The 18080-nt window shown below is 44.3% G+C and carries 19 protein-coding genes; 2 read left to right on the top strand and 17 right to left on the bottom strand.

From position 1 onward, the window contains the following. Positions 1–434 precede the first annotated feature (434 nt). From DW965_RS16055 to thrH, 5 genes are all read right to left on the bottom strand, one after another. A complete protein-coding gene (locus DW965_RS16055) occupies positions 435–1304 on the bottom strand; it encodes an aldo/keto reductase (RefSeq protein ID WP_117762223.1) in 870 nt (289 codons plus the stop codon). 72 nt (positions 1305–1376) lie between these two features. Next, the gene (locus DW965_RS16060; protein WP_330410169.1) at positions 1377–2219 is read right to left on the bottom strand and encodes an aldo/keto reductase; all 843 of its coding nucleotides are present in this window, start codon (positions 2217–2219) and stop codon (positions 1377–1379) included. Between the two features lie 229 nt (positions 2220–2448). Continuing rightward, the gene (locus DW965_RS16065; RefSeq protein ID WP_117762222.1) at positions 2449–4035 is read right to left on the bottom strand and encodes an AAA family ATPase; all 1587 of its coding nucleotides are present in this window, start codon (positions 4033–4035) and stop codon (positions 2449–2451) included. Between the two features lie 168 nt (positions 4036–4203). Beyond that, a complete protein-coding gene (locus DW965_RS16070) occupies positions 4204–5046 on the bottom strand; it encodes an alpha/beta hydrolase (RefSeq protein WP_117762221.1) in 843 nt (280 codons plus the stop codon). Between the two features lie 72 nt (positions 5047–5118). Then, the gene (gene thrH / locus DW965_RS16075; RefSeq protein ID WP_055227856.1) at positions 5119–5727 is read right to left on the bottom strand and encodes a bifunctional phosphoserine phosphatase/homoserine phosphotransferase ThrH; all 609 of its coding nucleotides are present in this window, start codon (positions 5725–5727) and stop codon (positions 5119–5121) included. Between the two features lie 389 nt (positions 5728–6116). Here thrH and DW965_RS16080 point away from each other — a divergent pair, with 389 nt between their 5' ends. Further along, positions 6117–6857, top strand: a complete 741-nt coding sequence (locus DW965_RS16080; RefSeq protein WP_022462533.1) for a hypothetical protein — start codon at positions 6117–6119, stop codon at positions 6855–6857. A 282-nt stretch (positions 6858–7139) separates the two neighbouring features. Then, a complete protein-coding gene (locus DW965_RS16085) occupies positions 7140–7868 on the top strand; it encodes a hypothetical protein (protein WP_022462534.1) in 729 nt (242 codons plus the stop codon). A 76-nt stretch (positions 7869–7944) separates the two neighbouring features. Here the strand turns inward: DW965_RS16085 and DW965_RS16090 are convergent, their stop codons facing one another. The 12 genes from DW965_RS16090 to DW965_RS16155 form a co-directional block, all read right to left on the bottom strand. Beyond that, positions 7945–9129 (bottom strand): MalY/PatB family protein, encoded by a 1185-nt coding sequence (locus DW965_RS16090; RefSeq protein ID WP_022462535.1) that lies wholly within the window; start codon positions 9127–9129, stop codon positions 7945–7947. Beyond that, positions 9110–10288, bottom strand: coding sequence for a trans-sulfuration enzyme family protein (locus tag DW965_RS16095; RefSeq protein WP_022462536.1), 1179 nt, complete (start codon positions 10286–10288; stop codon positions 9110–9112). The genes DW965_RS16090 and DW965_RS16095 overlap by 20 nt, the downstream gene beginning before the upstream one ends. Before the next feature lie 201 nt (positions 10289–10489). Further along, entirely contained in the window at positions 10490–11251 is a 762-nt protein-coding gene (locus tag DW965_RS16100; RefSeq protein WP_022462537.1) for an endonuclease/exonuclease/phosphatase family protein, read from the bottom strand. A gap of 229 nt (positions 11252–11480) precedes the next feature. Further along, positions 11481–11765, bottom strand: a complete 285-nt coding sequence (locus tag DW965_RS16105; RefSeq protein WP_147342031.1) for a hypothetical protein — start codon at positions 11763–11765, stop codon at positions 11481–11483. Between the two features lie 174 nt (positions 11766–11939). Beyond that, positions 11940–13682: a dihydroxy-acid dehydratase gene (gene ilvD / locus DW965_RS16110; protein WP_055227858.1), complete on the bottom strand. Its 1743-nt coding sequence runs from the start codon at positions 13680–13682 to the stop codon at positions 11940–11942. 204 nt (positions 13683–13886) lie between these two features. Then, positions 13887–15077: a site-specific integrase gene (locus tag DW965_RS16115; protein WP_003062094.1), complete on the bottom strand. Its 1191-nt coding sequence runs from the start codon at positions 15075–15077 to the stop codon at positions 13887–13889. A 77-nt stretch (positions 15078–15154) separates the two neighbouring features. Next, positions 15155–15358 (bottom strand): excisionase, encoded by a 204-nt coding sequence (locus tag DW965_RS16120; protein ID WP_002322728.1) that lies wholly within the window; start codon positions 15356–15358, stop codon positions 15155–15157. A 373-nt stretch (positions 15359–15731) separates the two neighbouring features. Then, positions 15732–15986 (bottom strand): helix-turn-helix domain-containing protein, encoded by a 255-nt coding sequence (locus tag DW965_RS16130; protein ID WP_002322727.1) that lies wholly within the window; start codon positions 15984–15986, stop codon positions 15732–15734. Between the two features lie 84 nt (positions 15987–16070). After that, on the bottom strand, positions 16071–16409 hold the full coding sequence (locus tag DW965_RS16135) for an RNA polymerase sigma factor (RefSeq protein ID WP_442857832.1): 339 nt from the start codon (positions 16407–16409) through the stop codon (positions 16071–16073). Positions 16410–16703: 294 nt separating this feature from the next. Further along, entirely contained in the window at positions 16704–16988 is a 285-nt protein-coding gene (locus tag DW965_RS16140; protein WP_002326770.1) for a topoisomerase C-terminal repeat-containing protein, read from the bottom strand. Between the two features lie 145 nt (positions 16989–17133). Beyond that, positions 17134–17871: a 23S rRNA (adenine(2058)-N(6))-methyltransferase Erm(B) gene (erm(B), locus tag DW965_RS16150; protein WP_008687088.1), complete on the bottom strand. Its 738-nt coding sequence runs from the start codon at positions 17869–17871 to the stop codon at positions 17134–17136. A 124-nt stretch (positions 17872–17995) separates the two neighbouring features. After that, entirely contained in the window at positions 17996–18079 is an 84-nt protein-coding gene (locus DW965_RS16155) for a 23S rRNA methyltransferase attenuation leader peptide (protein ID WP_032491781.1), read from the bottom strand. Between the last annotated feature and the right edge of the window lies 1 nt (position 18080).

The raw sequence follows: 18080 nt of genomic DNA on the forward strand, positions 1-18080 counted from the left end.
TTGTGGTGGCCTTATTTTAATGCCTAATTTTTAACCTGTAAAGTTTTTTAACTTTCTTCAATTTTAGTATTGACTTTTTATTTGCAGGCTAAAGTAACGAGAATGCGACGCGCCGTTTTCAAAAGACACCTACAAAACCCTCTTCGACTGGATCGACCAGAACCATTTTTCGACGGGCCAGTATTCCTACAAAGAAGCAGTGATCGACGAACTGGCAACGGCGTCTGTGAAAGAATATGTGACGAAGATATCGGTACAGGTGTTTCGTACGTGAAACGTTTTTTATCAAGCAAAAAAAGCCAGAAGCAAACGATGCACAGCGTTTCTGGCTTTTCTTATTTTTGACTTTTATTTCTGACCCAAAGGGTCCAGGAACGCAACGTCTGCCTGTGCGGAAACGATCTTACCGCAGTCGGAAAACGAACCGCCCTGTTTTATTCGTGGATTTTTCTGGTATTACACATTTTAACAAATTCCGGATCAAAATGTTTTACCGCAGTTCCCTGATAGCCGAGATCCAGTGAGCTGATTCTCTGCATTTCCTCTTCGGTCAGTGTAAAATCCCAGATCTGAAAATTCTCTTCGATTCTCGTCTTGTGAACCGATTTCGGAATGACCACAACGCCGCGCTGTACATTCCAGCGCAGAACAATCTGTCCTACGGTCTTTCCGTGTACGTCAGCGATTTCTTTTACCATCTCGTTTTCAAACGGATTGTGACGGCCTCCACCGAGCGGTGCCCATGCCTCCGGCACAATCTGATACTCTTCCATAACTTTTAACGCCGGCTCCTGCGTGAAGTACGGGTGCATTTCAATCTGATTTACCATAGGACGGATTGCTACTGTTTCGCAGAAGTTGGCCAGCACATGAGGATAAAAATTGGAAACACCGATGGCTCTTAACTTTCCTTCTTTGTATGCATCCTCCATAGCACGCCATGCACTGAAATAATCTTTCATTGCCTGGTGCAGCAAATAAAGATCAAGATATTCCACGCCAAGCGTCTCAATCGAATGATCGATGGCTTTCTTTGCCATTTCATAATTCTGCATATCCTGAACCCACATCTTGGATGTGATGAACAGTTCTTTGCGGGTGCAGATTCCTTCTGCAATCGCCTCACGGACGGCTTCCCCAACGGCATCTTCATTTGTATAAGAAGCCGCCGTGTCGATCAGACGATAGCCCGCCCGGATGGCATTTAATACAGATTCTTTGCACTCTTCTTTATCTCTTACCTGAAAAACCCCAAAACCCTCCATCGGCATTTTTATACCATTTGTCAATACTTTATATTCCATTTTTGTTTCCCTTTCTTATCAAATAAATGCAGTAAACACATGTTCTTCCATCTTTGGCAGGCCGTATTTATTTTATTTCTGGCTGTCCAAATCGATCTTCATATTCACATATGCTGCCAGTTTTTCCTCATCCGGGTAATAGTAACGCACGTTTTTATTCAGGCCTTCCATTTTCTTCATCTCTTCGTCGGTCAGTTCGAAACCGAAGATATCGAGGTTTGCCTTGATGTGCTCCGGATTCGTAGAACCCGGGATGACGATATTTCCAACCTGGGTGTGCCATCTTAAGATCACCTGCGCGGTGCTCTTTTCATATTTTTCCGCAAGTTCTTTGACAATCGGCTCCTCAAGCAGTGCATGATCACCGTGTCCCAACGGATACCATGCCATCACACGGCAGCCGCACGGAGCAAGTGCGGAAATAGTCTCCTCATCGCGGTAATACGGATGCGCTTCCATCTGGATCACATGCGGTTTGATTTCGCACTCTTCCAGCAGTTTTTTCAACTTTTCACCCTGGAAATTGGAAATACCGATAGCTTTGATTTTGCCCTCTTTGTACGCTTTTTCCAGTTTGCGGTAGCCTGCCATAAAGTCGCCTGCCGGCTGATGGATAAACATCAGATCGATGTAGTCGGTTCCAAGCAGTTCCAGGCTCTTTTCTACCGTTCCTTCTGTCAGATACTGGCTCGCCCATATTTTGGTCGAGATGAAAATGTCCTCTCTTGCCACCCCGGATCTTTTAACTCCGCGCCCAACTGCACGCTCGTTCATATAAGCCTGTGCAGTATCAATCATGCGGTATCCGCATGCTAATGCGTCCACAACCGCCTGCTCTGCCTGATCCGGTGTCATCATAAAAGTTCCGATTCCCACTGCCGGGATCTGCACCTGATTGCTTAATGTAAAATTCATCATCATAACCTCCCTGTTTTATTTTGATGTGTGATATTTTGTTATTTCCCTGTCTTTGTAGCTTTAGTTTATCACCCGGGAGTTGCTACCGATCAAGGACTTTTTTGAAAAAAATTCCTAAAATCTAATCGTTCATTCCTGTTTCGGATCGACTCAAATGTTTGCAAAAACGTCATACCATGAATCCCTCATCCATAGTATGACGTTTTTCTTCTCTGCATTTTGTTTTCTATTTTTTTATCTTTTCAATCCTGCATTCATGTTCTTTCGTCTTTTTATTATAGTTGATCCCCACAAGAAGAAGATCTCCTGTGTATTCCAGAATAGAATCCGGATATTTTTTGTCCCGGATCTGTTCCATAGCTGTATCTGTGCTTTTGTTCCACTTAAGTTCTACCAGCAGCGCCGGATAACTTGTTCTGTATTCCGGTTTCGGAAGATAAACAAAATCTGCAAAACCACGCCCAGCCGGCAGCTCTCTTACGGGTTTGAAATAATACTGCATGGAGCTTAAATATGCTATCGTAAGCACGCTGCTCAGGGAATTTTCATCATTATATTGGATCACCGAACTGTACTCCTGATGAATTCGCTCTACGCCATCCGCTACCGCTTTTTCATCCATATCCAGGGTTGCATCCAGCAGATCTGTGGATTCCTTCTGAAAAGTAATCATTTCATTCCATTTGTTGCGTTTCACCGCATTGTTTAGTTCATGTCTGATTTCCTCATTCGGAATAAAAACCTGCTGCCTGTCCTGATCGTAAGCCAGATATCCGAGATGGATCAGATACGTCAGTATATCATCCCGGTTGGCAAAGCTTACAGTATCATTCTGGAAAGACGTCACATCCACATCCACGGCGGCCCCCGACATCATTTCTATGATAACTGCCCGCAGTCCGTCGAAATTCATGTTAATCAGTGGCACGATTGCTTCATAGCTGCCGGTATTGGACCAGTAGCTTTTATATTTTCCGTTCAGCATCAGGCTGACAACGGCTTTGGGATTATATACCTGATACCCTTCCAGAGAATATCCATCATACCATGATTTCACCTGTTCATAGTTCTGTCCGTACCGGTCGCATAAATCATGCACTTCCGCTTCTGTAAAGCCAACATACGGTGCCATTCTTCCTGCATCCAGCATGGTGAATTCTTCGAAATTGTTGAGGGCGGACTGTGTCTTTAATTTCTTGATCGGCAGAATTCCTGTCAGATACGCCAGTGCAATATATTTTGACGGTTCCGATCCTTTGAACATGCCTCTTAAAAAATCAATATATTCTTCCTGCACTTTATGGTTCTGCGCTTCATCTCGGATCAGTACATCCCATTCATCGATGATGACAACAAATTTGTTTCCCGCAGCAGCCTTAATATAGGACATCGCCCCATAAACCGTCTTCACAGTATCCGGAATCAGTTCTCCGTATTTTTCCTTCAGTTCCTGCAGAATTCCGTTATTGATATATTCCACAACGCAATCCGCATTTCCGGCATCCATCATGCACCACTGGACATCAAAATGAATCACATCATACTGGTTCAGATGTTTTTCAAAGGACTCCGCCTTATGAATCGCATAGTCCGCAAACAGTTCTCTGGAATCACTTCCTTTGCTGTAATATGCCGACAGCATCTCCGCTGTGATCGACTTTCCGAAACGCCTCGGACGGCTGCTGCAGATAAATTTTGATGTAGTACTGATCACTCTGTTGGTATATTCCAGAAGCGGTGTTTTATCTACATAGATTTCTGAATGAATGACTTCCGAAAATGCTTCATTTCCCGGATTTAAAAATCTTCCCATGGCGGCCTCCTTCCTGTTCACATTGTGATCTTTCCTGTATTCATTATACACGGAAAGAACTCCGATGGGTAGACTTTATCCTGCAAAAAATGCTGCACCACAGATTCTCCCAAACAATCAAAAAACAGAGCGAAAATCTCCTGGACTTTCACTCTGCTTTTGCTTCTTTTACAGTTTTGCGCGGAAGAACGCACAGATTTCGTCCCACACTTCCTTCTGGAAGAAATGGAGATCTGCGTGGTCGGCATCCTCGATCGAAAGCAGTGTGACGTCACATCCCGCTTTTTCCAGTTCGTCGTGCAGTTCCTCTCCCTGTCCGAACGGAACAGTATGGTCATCCTCTCCGTGGATGATCAGAAACGGCGGTGCGGCTTTTGTCACGAAGCTGACCGGACAGCATGCGAGGGCTTCTTCCGGATGGCGCATCACGTTTTTGCCCATCAGAAGGGATTCCGGAGATGCCGCACACTGCTCCGGATCACTGTACGGGAATCCGCGGAAATCGGTCGGCGGGTACCACGGGCAGGCGGCCTGTACGGCACTGGAATATTCCAGATTTTCTCCCACATCATAAACGGGATCTGTCGCAAGCGCTGCCATGCAGGTCAGATAACCGCCCGCAGACTCTCCCATCACACCGATGCGGTCCGGATCAATGTTGAAGCGATCGGCATGTGCACGCAGATAACGGATTCCTGCTTTCACATCCTGCAGCGGTGCCGGAAATTTTGCCTCATTGCTTGTGCGGTATTCTACCGATGCAACAACGAATCCCTGATGTGCCAGTACGGACAGATAGGCAAGATGTGCCGAGCGGTCCATCTGGATCCAGGCCCCTCCGCAAATCCATACCACACACGGATATTTTCTGGTGTTATCCCGCGGGTAAATCAAATCCAGCTTCAAATCCTGCACCGTGTTTCCAAACCAGGCATCCGCCTGTGCAAATGTAATTCCTGTTGTAACGCAGAATTGTGGTTTTTCTGCTTCTACCTGAATTCTTCTTCTCATGTAATAAAACCCCCATATTTCTGTTTTCCTGACCGTTCGTCGCAGCCTCCGGCCGGAAATCACCTTTTTTGTTTACTTCTCATCCATTGCCTTTTTGATCGCGCCAAGCAGCTCCTCATACGTCTCATACGCCGGAATCTGCGGATAGTCGGCTTTGATTTTATCGGTCGAGCGGAACAGAAAGCCTGCTTTGCTTGCCTGAATCATGCCAAGGTCGTTGTAGGAATCACCGCTTGCGATCGTCTCAAATCCGATGGACTGCAGTGCTTTTACAGTCGTAAGCTTCGACTGCTCAACTCTCATCTTAAATCCTGTGATCTCGCCGTCGTCTGCGACTTCCAGAGAGTTGCAGAACAGCGTCGGATAGCCCAGTTTTTTCATCAGCGGCGCGGCAAACTCCGTGAAGGTGTCGCTGATCAGGATCACCTGGGAGAAGGTGCGCAGCTCGTCAAGGAACTCTCTTGCACCCGGCAGCGGATCAATTTTTTCAATCGTAGCCTGAATTTCTTTCAGTCCAAGGCCATGCTCTTTTAAGATTCCAAGTCTCCATCTCATCAGTTTATCGTAATCCGGCTCGTCGCGTGTCGTTTTTTTAAGTTCCGGGATTCCGCTTGCCTCCGCAAACGCGATCCAGATTTCCGGTACCAGTACTCCTTCTACATCCAGACATGTAATATACATTGTTATGATCCCCTTTCCTGCGCTGCCCGCCTTGTTTGCCGACGGGGTTTTGTTTTTTTTCACAGCATCACTTTACCACACTATATCATAGAATCCATATCACTGCAAATTAAAATCACGTTTTATTTTTTTATACGTATATATCTCTCTAAAATTACATTCTTTTTACAAAATCGTTGTTTTTTACAAATTCATATATTTATTTATATGTTTTTTGACTATTGATTTATTTTTCATATATTTATATAATAATTACAAGCATTTTTATTAATTTTCTATTTTATCATCCATATTAACGAACGAATTTACTTTTCAGATAGTGCACTAATCTAAGGATAAATAAAAAACTAAAACCATCCAACAATACTTATGAAAGGAGACCACTCATCATGAAAAAATTAAAAACATGTCTTGCATTTTTTATTTGTTGTATTCTGTCCTTAAATATGGTAATTTGCAATGTAAAGGCAGATAATAATGTTGTTCTATCTAACAAAGCATATCTATTAAAAACCGGAATGCCACAAAAGGAAATAGAAAAGCTGGATGATGACGTCATGCAGTTCATTGTGGATGACTTAAAAAGTGGAGGTAAACATTTTGAATATATTAATTCAAATATCGAAAATCAAATATCGATACTCAGTAGCGAAACTTTAACCGGTATTTCCTTTACTGCATCAGCTTTTAAAAATGCATCAACCATTTATATCTATCCAACATACGAGTTTACTTCTAATAAACAACCTCGCGGAAAAGACAGTTTTTCTTTTCAATTAGGCGCTGCTATGAGACCGTATGAATATGGTGGAAAATTATGGTACAAAGATAATACTATGAACGATTGGAAAGTCGGTGGAACTCTTACTGCAAATAATCAGCAATTATCTGGTGCTGAATTTTCAGGGAGTCAACTAGGAACACCCGACTATGCCATGAAGCTTAAAGGTGTTACATACTGTCACGCTACTGCAGGTAATAGCAGTGATAAAAGAATTGTAATGGGATACTTATATAATCCCCAGAAAACCGGCTACAGTATCTCTTTTTCCTACAACGGTGGTGGAATTAGCTACTCTCCATCAGGAACAGCCTATACTGCATATAAAACAATGAACCTAAGTTATTAAACTTTCATTCACCACATACAAGTACATTTAATTTCTAATTACTCTTTCAAAGTAACAATTTGCCTATCCAGAAGCACAAATTTCTCTGATAGGCAAATTGTGTTTAAGGTATTTTCAAGTAATTTAAGTAAAATCATGAGCAAGTCGCCATTACTCGTAGAAAAACGGGCAGATTATGAATGTTTTAGGAATTGCAGGAACAAAAAGTACAGAACAACCATTCAAAAAAACTTTTAAATCCGGCATCAACTGAATAAAGCCATAAATAAGAGGTAACTCATTATGAAAAAAATCAAATTTTTATTTTTCACCCTGTTATTCTGTTTTTCTGTTCCAGTCAAAGCAGACACTGCATTCGAAAATGACGATACGGTATTGTGCTCTTTTTTAAAAGAAAACGTACCAGAAAATGCTTCGCCAATAGAATCCAGTTTAGAAAACGAGTATCGAAAAACTTCTTCCAAACCTATCGATTTCTATTTTTTTAAACGATCTGAAAAGACAAAAAGTTTCCAAGATCTGTATGCCGCAAATGTACTCACCTATCAGGAAAAATCAGATCGTTCTTTGTTATATCAGACAGTTTTCGATTTTCAAAATATAACCCAGGTAAGAACTGCGAAAGAAGACTTTATCCGTCTGGAGACAGATCCACTGATGTATCTTTTTGAATTAGAAAAAGCAGAATTGTGGACTCGGAACAGCACGGAAGAACCCTGGACGCTGGAACGGAAAATCACAACGCCTGGAAACCCAGATTTTTATCTTCCTTATAGCCAGTTTTCTTCTGATAAAAAATATTTTCGAATTCTGGCATCTTTTTCCTGGAGCCCGAGCCCTGCTGAGGAAAGCGAAGTTTCTTCGCCAGAATATCATTGCATTTATACCTCTGTGTATCCGGTATATCAGATTCCGGTGAAAGTACTCGTTTTGATATGCGGAGGCGCAGCTTTCTTCTTTCTCTACCGGAGACACAAAAAAAATCATATCTCCCAAAAAGATGTTCCGTAAGCTGCGCCTTTTCAACATGTTTTCGTCACTGTTCAGAGCCAACTTCCAAAATGCTACGCATCTCATCGGTGTGGCTTTATCTGCTTTTCATCGCATCCCGAATCCGCTCCAGTGCCTCGGTCAGGGTTGCGCGCGGGCAGGCGATGTTGATCCGCTGGAAGCCGCGACCGCAGTCTCCGAAGATCTTGCCGCTGTCGAGCCACAGCTTCGCCTTGTTGATGATCAGGTCTTCCAGTTCGTCGACAGAAAGCCCCGTCTCGCGGAAATCGAGCCATACGAGATATGTTCCCTCCAGGTCGATCATCTTCACGCCCGGAATCTGCTCCTCCACATACTGCCTTGTAAATTCTGCATTTGCCTTCACATAGGAAAGCATTGCCTCATACCACTCCTCGCCCTTATTATATGCCGTCTCGCATGCCACCAGACCCATCACACCAAGCTGGCTCGTTCCGGCTGCATCGAGCTGTTTCCGGAATTTCGCACGGAGTTCCGGGTTGGCGATAAAGATGTTTGACATCATCATACTTGCCAGATTGAATGTCTTACTCGGCGCGGTGCAGGTGATCGTGATGTCCTCGTACTCTTTTTTGATCGCAGCAAACACCTGATGCTCGCCCTTAAAAATGAAATCTCCATGGATCTCATCACTTACAACGGTCACGCCGTACTGCACGCAGAGATCGCCGATCGCCGTCAGCTCCTCTTTCGTCCAGACTCTTCCGACCGGGTTGTGCGGATTGCAGAGGAAAAAGAGCTTCACGTTTTCAGCTTTCAGCTTCTCCTCGAAATCCGCCACATCCATGTGATAGCGGTTATCATTGCCGAGCACCAGCGTGCTGCTGACAACTCTTCTGCCGTTATCCGCAATGACTTCCGAAAATGGATAGTAAACCGGTGACTGGATCAGCACGGCATCCCCAGGCGCGGTGTAAGCTTTGACTGCCATCGCAAGTGCAAATACAACGCCCGGCGTTTTGATCAGCCATTCTTCTTTCGGCTCCCAGTTGTGATGGCGTTTCATCCATCCCGCAACGGCCTCAAAATACGGAGTCTGCGCATCGCTGTAGCCGTAAATGCCCATTTTCGCACGCTCTACCAGCGCATCCTCGATGTAGGAGGATGTCTCAAAGTCCATGTCCGCCACCCACAGCGGCAGCACGTCGGCTGGCATACCGCGTTTTACTGCGAAGTCATATTTTAAACAGTCTGTATTTTTTCGGTTGATGATTCTGTCAAAATCAAGATTTCTTTCCGTCATTTTTCTCTTCCTCAATTTCTGCAAAAACCTTCTCAAGCTCGCCGATCAGGTCCTCGATATTTTCAATTCCAACAGAGAAGCGAAGGGTGCTCTCCGTAATTCCGTTCCGCTCACGGATTTCCTTCGGCACATCGGCATGTGTCTGCGTCGTCGGATACGTAACGAGTGTCTCCACGCCGCCGAGGCTCTCTGCGAAACGGATCATTCTTACCTTTTCCAGAATGGCAAGGGCAAACTCTTTGCTCTCGAGCTGGATTGTCAGCATGGCACCGAAGCCTCTTGCCTGTTTTTTCATAATCTCATGGCCCGGGTGATCCGGCAGTCCCGGATAAATCACTCTTGTGACTGCTTTCTGCTGCTGCAGCCATGCGGCAATCTGTTCTGCATTCTCCTGGGAGCGTTCCATGCGGATGCCAAGCGTCTTCATGCCGCGCAGTACCAGCCAGCAGTCAAACGGAGCAAGGCCTGCACCTGTTGTCTTGATCAGGAAACGCAGTTTTTCCTGAATATCTTCGCGGTTCGTCACGATAAAGCCTGCCAGTGTATCGTTGTGGCCACTCAGGTATTTCGTGCCGCTGTGAATCACAACGTCCGCACCGAGATCGAGCGGATTCTGAAAATACGGGGACATAAAGGTGTTGTCCACAATCAGAATCAGGTTGTGGCGTTTTGCAATATCCGCCATCTTTCGGATGTCGGTTACGTTCATCATCGGGTTCGTCGGAGTTTCGATGTAGATTGCTTTTGTATTTTCTTTCACATAACTCTCCACGTCATCACGGCAGCAGTCGATGCTGGAAAACTCGACGCCGTTTTTCTCGTTGACGTTGTGGAACAGACGAATGCTTCCGCCGTACAGATCGGAATCCGCAATGATGTGGTCGCCCTGGCGGAACATTTCCATCAGAAGAGAGATCGCTGCCATGCCGGAGCTTAATGCAAACGCATCAATTCCGTTTTCCAGTGCAGCCACCATCTTCTCCAAATGCTCTCTGGTCGGGTTCTGCAGTCTGCTGTAATCAAATCCGGTGCTCTGTCCTACGCCCGGATGCGCATACGTTGCGGTCTGATAAATCGGGTAGCTGAGTGCGCCGTAGTGGCTACACTGTCCTTCGTCTTCTTCTAAATGGATACATTTTGTGTCAATTCCTCTTGCCATATGAATAATCTCCTGTTATTTCGTAATTTTTCTTTCTATACTAATCTGATAGGTTTTGTAACGTAACCTATCATAACAGAAAATGCGGCGTTTGTATATTCCCTTTTTTCTTTGACTTGTTATAAGTTTTTCCTATAACTATCGTAAAAAAACGCCGCCAGAAGATTTTTTCTCCCGGCGGCCGCCTCTTGCATCCATATTTTAAATAAGTTCCGCACAGATCGGATAATGATCAGAAAGGCACACACCGTCCTTCTGCTCCGTCCATTTTTCCACCTTTTTCAGTTCCCAGTCCCCTTTGAGAATGATGTAGTCAATCGAGCACTGCGGATCATTCGGATCATCGCGATGATAGTTGTGGAAGGTAATGCCGATTCCTTCCGTCGCATTCACAAGACCGGCAGTTTCCCTCAGCGGTTTCATCTCTTCGCTGTCCGGCTCGGCATTGAAGTCGCCGCTAAGAATCACCGGCACATCGGCAAATGCTTTCTCTGCTCTCAGATGTGCGAGAATCTGCTCCAGGCCAAGCTTTCTCGCCCCGGCGCACTCGTGATCCAGATGGGTGTTGATGACGCGGAACACTTTTCCGGTCTCCATATCCTCAAATACCACATCCGTCGCAGTACGCGGGCACATACTCTGTACCGGATAGCGGGATCCCGGCACGTACGGTGTCGGTGACAGCCAGAAGGTTTCCAGGCTCACACTCTGAAAACGTTCTTTCCGATAGGCAATGATCATTGCCTCACCGGTCAGATCCTTTTCTCTTCCACATCCGGCAATGTAATATTCCGTCAGATTTTCCTTCAGCCAGGCAGCCACATGCGGCAGTACCTCCTGAAAACCGATGATATCCGGCTTTTCCTGTCTGATTTTTTCCAGAATCAGCGGTCTGCGGTAGATAAAATTATTGGCTCCATCCTGGCCAAAATCACAGCGAATATTAAATGTTACAAATTTCATGGTAAAATCCCTCTTTTCATTTGTTTTCCTAACCCTTATTTTTGCTGGAAAGCGCTGTGCTTTCTCTTCTTTTTCTTCGTATTCACACGGCGCAGACACGCATAGCGCAGCTTCAGCCGCATTTTCCAGCTGCAGCCCGGTACCGGCTCCATCAGCTTTTCCAGAAAATGGTTCAGCGTACGTTCCTCATAAGGAGACAGCAGAATCTCACCGTAGATATGTTTCTCGATCAGATGGCAGACACGCGTATATTCGCCTGGCTCGACCGCCGGAAATCTGCGGGCGAGTTCTGCATCGGTTGCTGCTGTTTCTTTGCCGCCTGTCCAAGGCAGATGATCCGCGCCGCCTCCGCCGCAATCACAAGCAGCGTCAGCAGAATCAGAAGCACGCCAAGCAGCCCGAGAAGAAACAGCGAAACACTGCGCAGTACCGGAAGAACGGCTTCGCCTGCCTTGCTCTTTCGGTTTTCCACACCGGTAATCTGCTCCGCCGACAGCGAATTGTTCTCCAGCACCACATTCTTCTGGACAGAATCTGGACTTCCGACCATTTTCTGAAGAGATGCAACATTATACAGGAACAGTTTGTTTTTTAGGTATTTTCTTTCACTTGTTTTTCTGTTGCTCCTTCCTCCATTTTTTGCTCTGCCTTAACTTCTAAAGACCATCCCAGAAAAACGCAAGTATTTTTAGTATTCCAGATACGCCCCTTTCATCGGGCTTGCTGCGTGGAGGCTGAAAAGACGGAGTACGCCTTTTTTGTATTTCGGCTCGCGCGGTTTCCAGTTCCGGCGGCGTTCTTTTAAGATCGCATCAATTTCTTCCATGGACTTGCGTTCTCCTGCGATTCCGATGATGTTAAGTTTTCGTTCCTTCACATCAATCTCAATCAAATCCCCTTCCTCGACGAGTGCGATCGGGCCGCCGTCTACAGCTTCGGGACTGCAGTGGCCGATGACCGGGCCGGTGGAGGCGCCGGAGAAACGGCCGTCGGTGATAAGCGCGATGCTCTTTCCAAGCTCTTTGTCGCTGCTGATTGCCTCGGAAGTATAGAACATCTCCGGCATACCGCTGCCTTTCGGGCCTTCGTAGCGGATGAAGACGGCGTCGCCTTTCTGAACCTTATGTTTCAGCACGGCATCGAGGCACTCCTCCTCGCTGTCGAACGGTCGGGCACGGAGGACGGCGTGGAACATTTCTTTCGGGCAGGCCGTGTGCTTGATGACGGCTCCCTCCGGCGCAAGGTTTCCGCGCAGAACAGCGATGCTGCCGTCCGTTCCGATCGCCTTGTCATACGGGCGGATAATATCTTCTTTTGTAATCGAAGTTCCATACCGCTCATTAAATTTTGCGAGCCATCCGCTGCACTTCTCATAAAATCCATTTTCACGAAGCTCCGCCAGATTTTCACCCAGTGTCTTTCCGGTCACTGTCATCACATCGAGATGCAGATGATCTTTGATTTCTTCCATAATCGCCGGAACGCCGCCCGCATAATAGAAGCACTCTGCCGGCCATCTTCCCGCCGGGCGGACATCGAGCAGATACCGCGCGTTGCGGTGCAGACGATCGAATGTGTCGCCGGTAATCTCGATGCCGAACTCATGCGCAATGGCCGGGATGTGCAGCAGGCAGTTTGTGCTTCCCGAAATTGCCGCGTGGACAAGAATCGCATTCTCAAAACTCTCTTTCGTCACAAGATCGCTTGGCCGCATATGCTCCATCTGTGCCAGTTTTACCGCCTGGCTGCCTGCCTCCTGTGCATATGCCAGAAGATCCGGGCTTGTCGCCGGCATCAGAGCGCTTCCAGGCAGGGCGAGGCCGAGTGCCTCCGCCATGATCTGCATCGTGGATGCCGTTCCGATAAACGAACAGGCACCGCAGCTCGGGCAGGCATTGCATTTCGCCCAGTCGAGCTTCTCCTCGTCGATCTCACCGCGCTCAAATTTTGCGCTGTACATGCCAAGCTGCTCCAGTGTCAGCATCTCCGGTCCCGCATTCATCGTTCCGCCCGGCACAACAACCGCCGGAATATCGACACGCGCAAGGCCGATCAGATTGCCCGGCATACCCTTGTCGCAGCTCGACAGATAGACGCCGCCGTCAAACGGTGTCGCATTCGCGTGGATCTCGATCATATTGGCGATCATCTCGCGGCTCGCAAGACTGTAGTTGATGCCGTCCGTTCCCTGGCTCTCGCCGTCACAGATGTCGGTGCAGAAATACCGCGCCCCGAAGCCCCCCGCTTCCGCAACGCCTTTCCGCACTTCCTCGACCAGCAGATTTAAGTGGCCGCTTCCCGGGTGGCTGTCCCCGTACGTACTCTCCACCATAATCTGCGGTTTTTCAAGATCCTCTTTTTTCCATCCTGTTCCAATCCGGAGCGGATCCATCTCCGGTGCAAGTTTCCGCATTTCCTGACTCTTCAGCATTTCCTTCTCCTCCCGCTGTTTTTTAGTAAAAAAACTTACTAAATTTCTGATTATCTTTTCATAAGTTGGTAAATGCCGATATATCCCGTATTTTAGGGCTTTATCGGTATTTTCTTTTTGGAAGATACCTTGCATAAGCTGGCATTTACCAGCATGAAAATGCAACCAAAAGTAGTAAATGAGTAGTAAATATAAGCTCCGATATTAACAAGCCAGTCTTTCCAGTTCTGCTTTTGCAGATTGAAATGTACCGTGTGCATAATAGCCAAGTGTCATGGTTATGTTAGCGTGTCCCATAAGATATTGCAGGGTGTTTGGGTTCATTCCTCTGTTTGCCATATTCGTACAGTAAGTATGTCGGAATGAATGTGGTGTGATGTTCGGTAACTTGTCCGTGTGATACTTGTTATACTTCTTAATTAGTCCTCGCACCATGCCCTCATAGTTTCCTGCAACTTTAGGTAAGCCCTCACGGTTCAAGAATAGGAAATTGCTATAACCACCTACAATCAACGGTTGTGCCTTTCCTCTGTTCTTTAGTATTCTTTGGATTGCTTGATAAGCCCGTTCTGTCAATGGAAGTTCTCGTTTTCCGTTTTTGGTCTTTGGCGTTTCAATATAGTAGCCGATTTCGCTGTCTTTCAATAACTGGTGGTCTATATTGAGTATTCTGTTCTGCATATCAATATGCGTCGTTAGTCCGCAAAATTCAGAAATACGAAGTCCCGTTTCCAGCAGAAGCACAACCTCATCATAATACTTGCTGTAAATCTTATCCTTTTCCATAAAGGCAAGCAGGCGTTCTTCCTGCTCTGGTGTAAGGATAACTTTCTGCTCCGTATCATCTTCCAGAACATCACTTAGCTTAAATTCAAACGGGTTCTTTCTGATACAGTCGTCTTGTATCGCCATGTAAAATGACGCTTTCAAGGAACGCTTGTAGTTATCAATCGTTTTATAGGCGTATCCTTTTTCGCTCATTCTGATAGCCCATTCTTTAGCGTCCGACTGCTTAACAGTATCAATCGCCCTCATACCCAATGGGTCATTTTTCAGAGCGTTCATAAGATACTGTCGTCCTTTTTCAGTAGCCCTCTTGATGTTCTTTCTTTGGCTGTTCTTCTTGTCGTAGAGCTGGCAGACTGTCATTTTACCGCCTGCTGTATCGATACCGTCGTTAAGGTCTTTTTTAATCTGTGTTTCTTTTTCCCTCAACGATATATCATCACGCTTTCCAGCAGGTGTCTTGTCTGTCGGTACAAGTTTCCAAGAATAGATAAATTGTGGCTTTCCGTATATATCGGTATATTTATAAACGTATCTTCCGTCTTTTCGCTGGCTCTCTCCATTACGCAAATTGCGATTTTTACTGTCTTTTCGTTTTACATTAGACATAGTGTAAAGCTCCTTTCCGTCATGGAACGAGCCGTGATACGCTATATTTATTATACCATATCTACGGCTCAATGACATTAGATTTCGTCCAATGTATCTATGATTTTTTCAAATTGTTTTCGCTTAATCTGAATACGGTTGCCGTTCACGATAACCCAGCCAGCGTCAAGATTTTCTTCGGCTAATTTACGCAATTTCTTTTCGCCAATGCGGAAGTATTTGGACGCTTCTTCAACCGTCAGCGTATATTTTTCCCAAATAGGCACATCAGTATTGTTCATAATCTATGCACCCCCCTTTACTGTGTGTCGTTTTTTACAAGCAGGCAGACGGCTTTGGAAAGCTCCATTAGTATCTCAACTATTCCCATTCTTGTGGGCAGAACCGCACCATGCGGACGTATCATTATTCTGTGAGGATAGGTCGTGGCAAAACAACTTTTCCAACAGTCGCTCTCGGATCACTGCGTGGGTCGCTCGCTTTCTTTTGAAAAGGTCGTGGCGTACAGTCCCCGTGGCTCGCCATCTCACAAACGTATCTGTCTGCTTTATTCAGTTGTCAAAGAGCTGTGGTGAAAGCGTGTTGCTTTCATATAAAAGCAGGTGGCAGAGCAGGAAAGAGGGGGATATTAAATCATGCTCCGCTAAAAACTGCTTATTCTTCTGGTTCTAAGTCCATATCTTCAATATCAAAACCTAAAATCATTTTGATAAGTGCTTCTCTGATACGTCCTTTTAATTCCATATCTACAACGATATAAACATTGCCGTATTCATCATAAAGTGAACGCAAACAGCACTTTGATATGTAAGGGTCATAAAATGCCAGTAATTTTTCAATCGCTTTTTCGTTTCCGTCCATAGCTGATGAAATCAAGTAATAAGACGGTTTCTTAAATAACTGTTTCATTTTCTAATGTTCCTCCTTGAGTATTTTTTTCATAGTTTCCAAAGCGTGATGTCGGTTTCTAAATACACCGCTTTGCGTGATTTTCTACAAGTTGGCAATTTCACTTTCTGTCATTTCCAAGAAGTAATACATCAACAGAGTATTGCGTTTTCTTTCTGGAAGTTTCTTCAAGGCTTCTGCCAATTCATCATCAAGGACACGAATATCAATGCCACATACTGAAAAGATTGTATAATCTGTTTCGTAGTCGTCCCAAACAGCCATTTTATCAACAAGGACATCTGGCAATTCGCTGAAAGATATTTCTTTATTCTTACGACGGTTTAATTCCTTGTAATAATCTTTCACGACACTACGGACAACTTTCTTTAAACAACTTTCAAAACGACATTGAACTGTTTTCTGGAAGTCAGACGGTTTCATCAATCTCACCTCCTTTCCTTTATGATTTGAAAAGTGTTTATCCCTCTTTCCGCACCATATAAGGACAGCTAGGTGTGATTTAATGACCTCTTTTGAAAAATTTTTTAAATTTTTTCGGGTATGAAAAAAGCCCGCACAAAACATATAGTCTGTACGAGCCTTTAAAGCTAAAACATAGTAATATTGTATCATTAAGAATCACAAATCACAAGTGATTTGTGATTAATCACTTGTGATTTGTGATAAGTGATTTGTGATTAATATATAAAAGCCCTCTTTAAAGGGCTTTTATGTTTATTTTGAAAAAGAGATAAAATCAATATATCCCTTTTCCCCAATTTTTACAACGGCATTGTAGGGCTTTTTCTCTTTGTTTTTGATTCCTTTTACCAGGGTTTCTTTTCCCTCCAGTAATTCTTTTACATTCGTTTTGGTTAGTTTTTTCTTTCTAAAATGTTCAGCTAAAGTAAACTTACATTCAGGATAATTTGAACAACCATAAAACGATTTTTTTAATACAATATTGTTGCCACACTTAGGACATTTTCCTACAAGGGGTCCCGAGCGCTTAGTGGGAATTTGTACCCCTTATCGATACAAATTCCCCGTAGGCGCTAGGGACCTCTTTAGCTTCTTGGAAGCTGTCAGTAGTATATCTAATAATTTATCTCCATTCCCTTTAGTAACGTGTAACTTTCCAAATTTAAAAAAGCGACTCATAGAATTATTTCCTCCCGTTAAATAATAGATAACTATTAAAAATAGACAATACTTGCTCATAAGTAATGGTACTTAAATTGTTTACTTTGGCGTGTTCCATTGCTTGATGAAACTGATTTTTAGTAAACAGTTGACGATATTCTCGATTGACCCATTTTGAAACAAAGTACGTATATAGCTTCCAATATTTATCTGGAACATCTGTGGTATGGCGGGTAAGTTTTATTAAGACACTGTTTACTTTTGGTTTAGGATGAAAGCATTCCGCTGGCAGCTTAAGCAATTGCTGAATCGAGACTTGAGTGTGCAAGAGCAACCCTAGTGTTCGGTGAATATCCAAGGTACGCTTGTAGAATCCTTCTTCAACAATCAGATAGATGTCAGACGCACGGCTTTCAAAAACCACTTTTTTAATAATTTGTGTGCTTAAATGGTAAGGAATATTCCCAACAATTTTATACCTCTGTTTGTTAGGGAATTGAAACTGTAGAATATCTTGGTGAATTAAAGTGACACGAGTATTCAGTTTTAATTTTTCTGACGATAAGTTGAATAGATGACTGTCTAATTCAATAGACGTTACCTGTTTACTTATTTTAGCCAGTTTCGTCGTTAAATGCCCTTTACCTGTTCCAATTTCGTAAACGGTATCGGTTTCTTTTAAATTCAATTGTTTTATTATTTGGTTGAGTACTTTTTCACTCGTTAAAAAGTTTTGAGAATATTTTATATTTTTGTTCATGTAATCACTCCTGAAGTGATTACATCTGTAAATAAATACAGAAGTTAAACGATTTGTTTGTAATTTTAGTTATCTGTTTAAAAAGTCATAAGATTAGTCACTGGTAGGAATTAATCTAACGTATTTATTTATCTGCGTAATCACTGTTTTTAGTCTGTTTCAAAACAGTAGATGTTTTATCTACATTACACATTTGGAATACCAACATG

The organism is Blautia sp. AM47-4, from assembly GCF_003479865.1.
GTDB lineage: Bacteria > Bacillota > Clostridia > Lachnospirales > Lachnospiraceae > Fusicatenibacter > Fusicatenibacter saccharivorans.

Excerpts from the sequence above, each read along its gene's own strand:
- DW965_RS16055 (WP_117762223.1), bottom strand. The coding sequence starts at position 1,304 with ATGGAATATAAAGTATTGACAAATGGTATAAAAATGCCGATGGAGGGT.
- DW965_RS16060 (WP_330410169.1), bottom strand. The coding sequence starts at position 2,219 with ATGAATTTTACATTAAGCAATCAGGTGCAGATCCCGGCAGTGGGAATC.
- DW965_RS16065 (WP_117762222.1), bottom strand. The coding sequence starts at position 4,035 with ATGGGAAGATTTTTAAATCCGGGAAATGAAGCATTTTCGGAAGTCATT.
- DW965_RS16070 (WP_117762221.1), bottom strand. The coding sequence starts at position 5,046 with ATGAGAAGAAGAATTCAGGTAGAAGCAGAAAAACCACAATTCTGCGTT.
- thrH (WP_055227856.1), bottom strand. The coding sequence starts at position 5,727 with ATGTATATTACATGTCTGGATGTAGAAGGAGTACTGGTACCGGAAATC.
- DW965_RS16080 (WP_022462533.1), top strand. The coding sequence starts at position 6,117 with ATGAAAAAATTAAAAACATGTCTTGCATTTTTTATTTGTTGTATTCTG.
- DW965_RS16085 (WP_022462534.1), top strand. The coding sequence starts at position 7,140 with ATGAAAAAAATCAAATTTTTATTTTTCACCCTGTTATTCTGTTTTTCT.
- DW965_RS16090 (WP_022462535.1), bottom strand. The coding sequence starts at position 9,129 with ATGACGGAAAGAAATCTTGATTTTGACAGAATCATCAACCGAAAAAAT.
- DW965_RS16095 (WP_022462536.1), bottom strand. The coding sequence starts at position 10,288 with ATGGCAAGAGGAATTGACACAAAATGTATCCATTTAGAAGAAGACGAA.
- DW965_RS16100 (WP_022462537.1), bottom strand. The coding sequence starts at position 11,251 with ATGAAATTTGTAACATTTAATATTCGCTGTGATTTTGGCCAGGATGGA.
- ilvD (WP_055227858.1), bottom strand. The coding sequence starts at position 13,682 with ATGCTGAAGAGTCAGGAAATGCGGAAACTTGCACCGGAGATGGATCCG.
- DW965_RS16115 (WP_003062094.1), bottom strand. The coding sequence starts at position 15,077 with ATGTCTAATGTAAAACGAAAAGACAGTAAAAATCGCAATTTGCGTAAT.
- DW965_RS16120 (WP_002322728.1), bottom strand. The coding sequence starts at position 15,358 with ATGAACAATACTGATGTGCCTATTTGGGAAAAATATACGCTGACGGTT.
- DW965_RS16130 (WP_002322727.1), bottom strand. The coding sequence starts at position 15,986 with ATGAAACAGTTATTTAAGAAACCGTCTTATTACTTGATTTCATCAGCT.
- DW965_RS16135 (WP_442857832.1), bottom strand. The coding sequence starts at position 16,409 with ATGAAACCGTCTGACTTCCAGAAAACAGTTCAATGTCGTTTTGAAAGT.
- DW965_RS16155 (WP_032491781.1), bottom strand. The coding sequence starts at position 18,079 with ATGTTGGTATTCCAAATGTGTAATGTAGATAAAACATCTACTGTTTTG.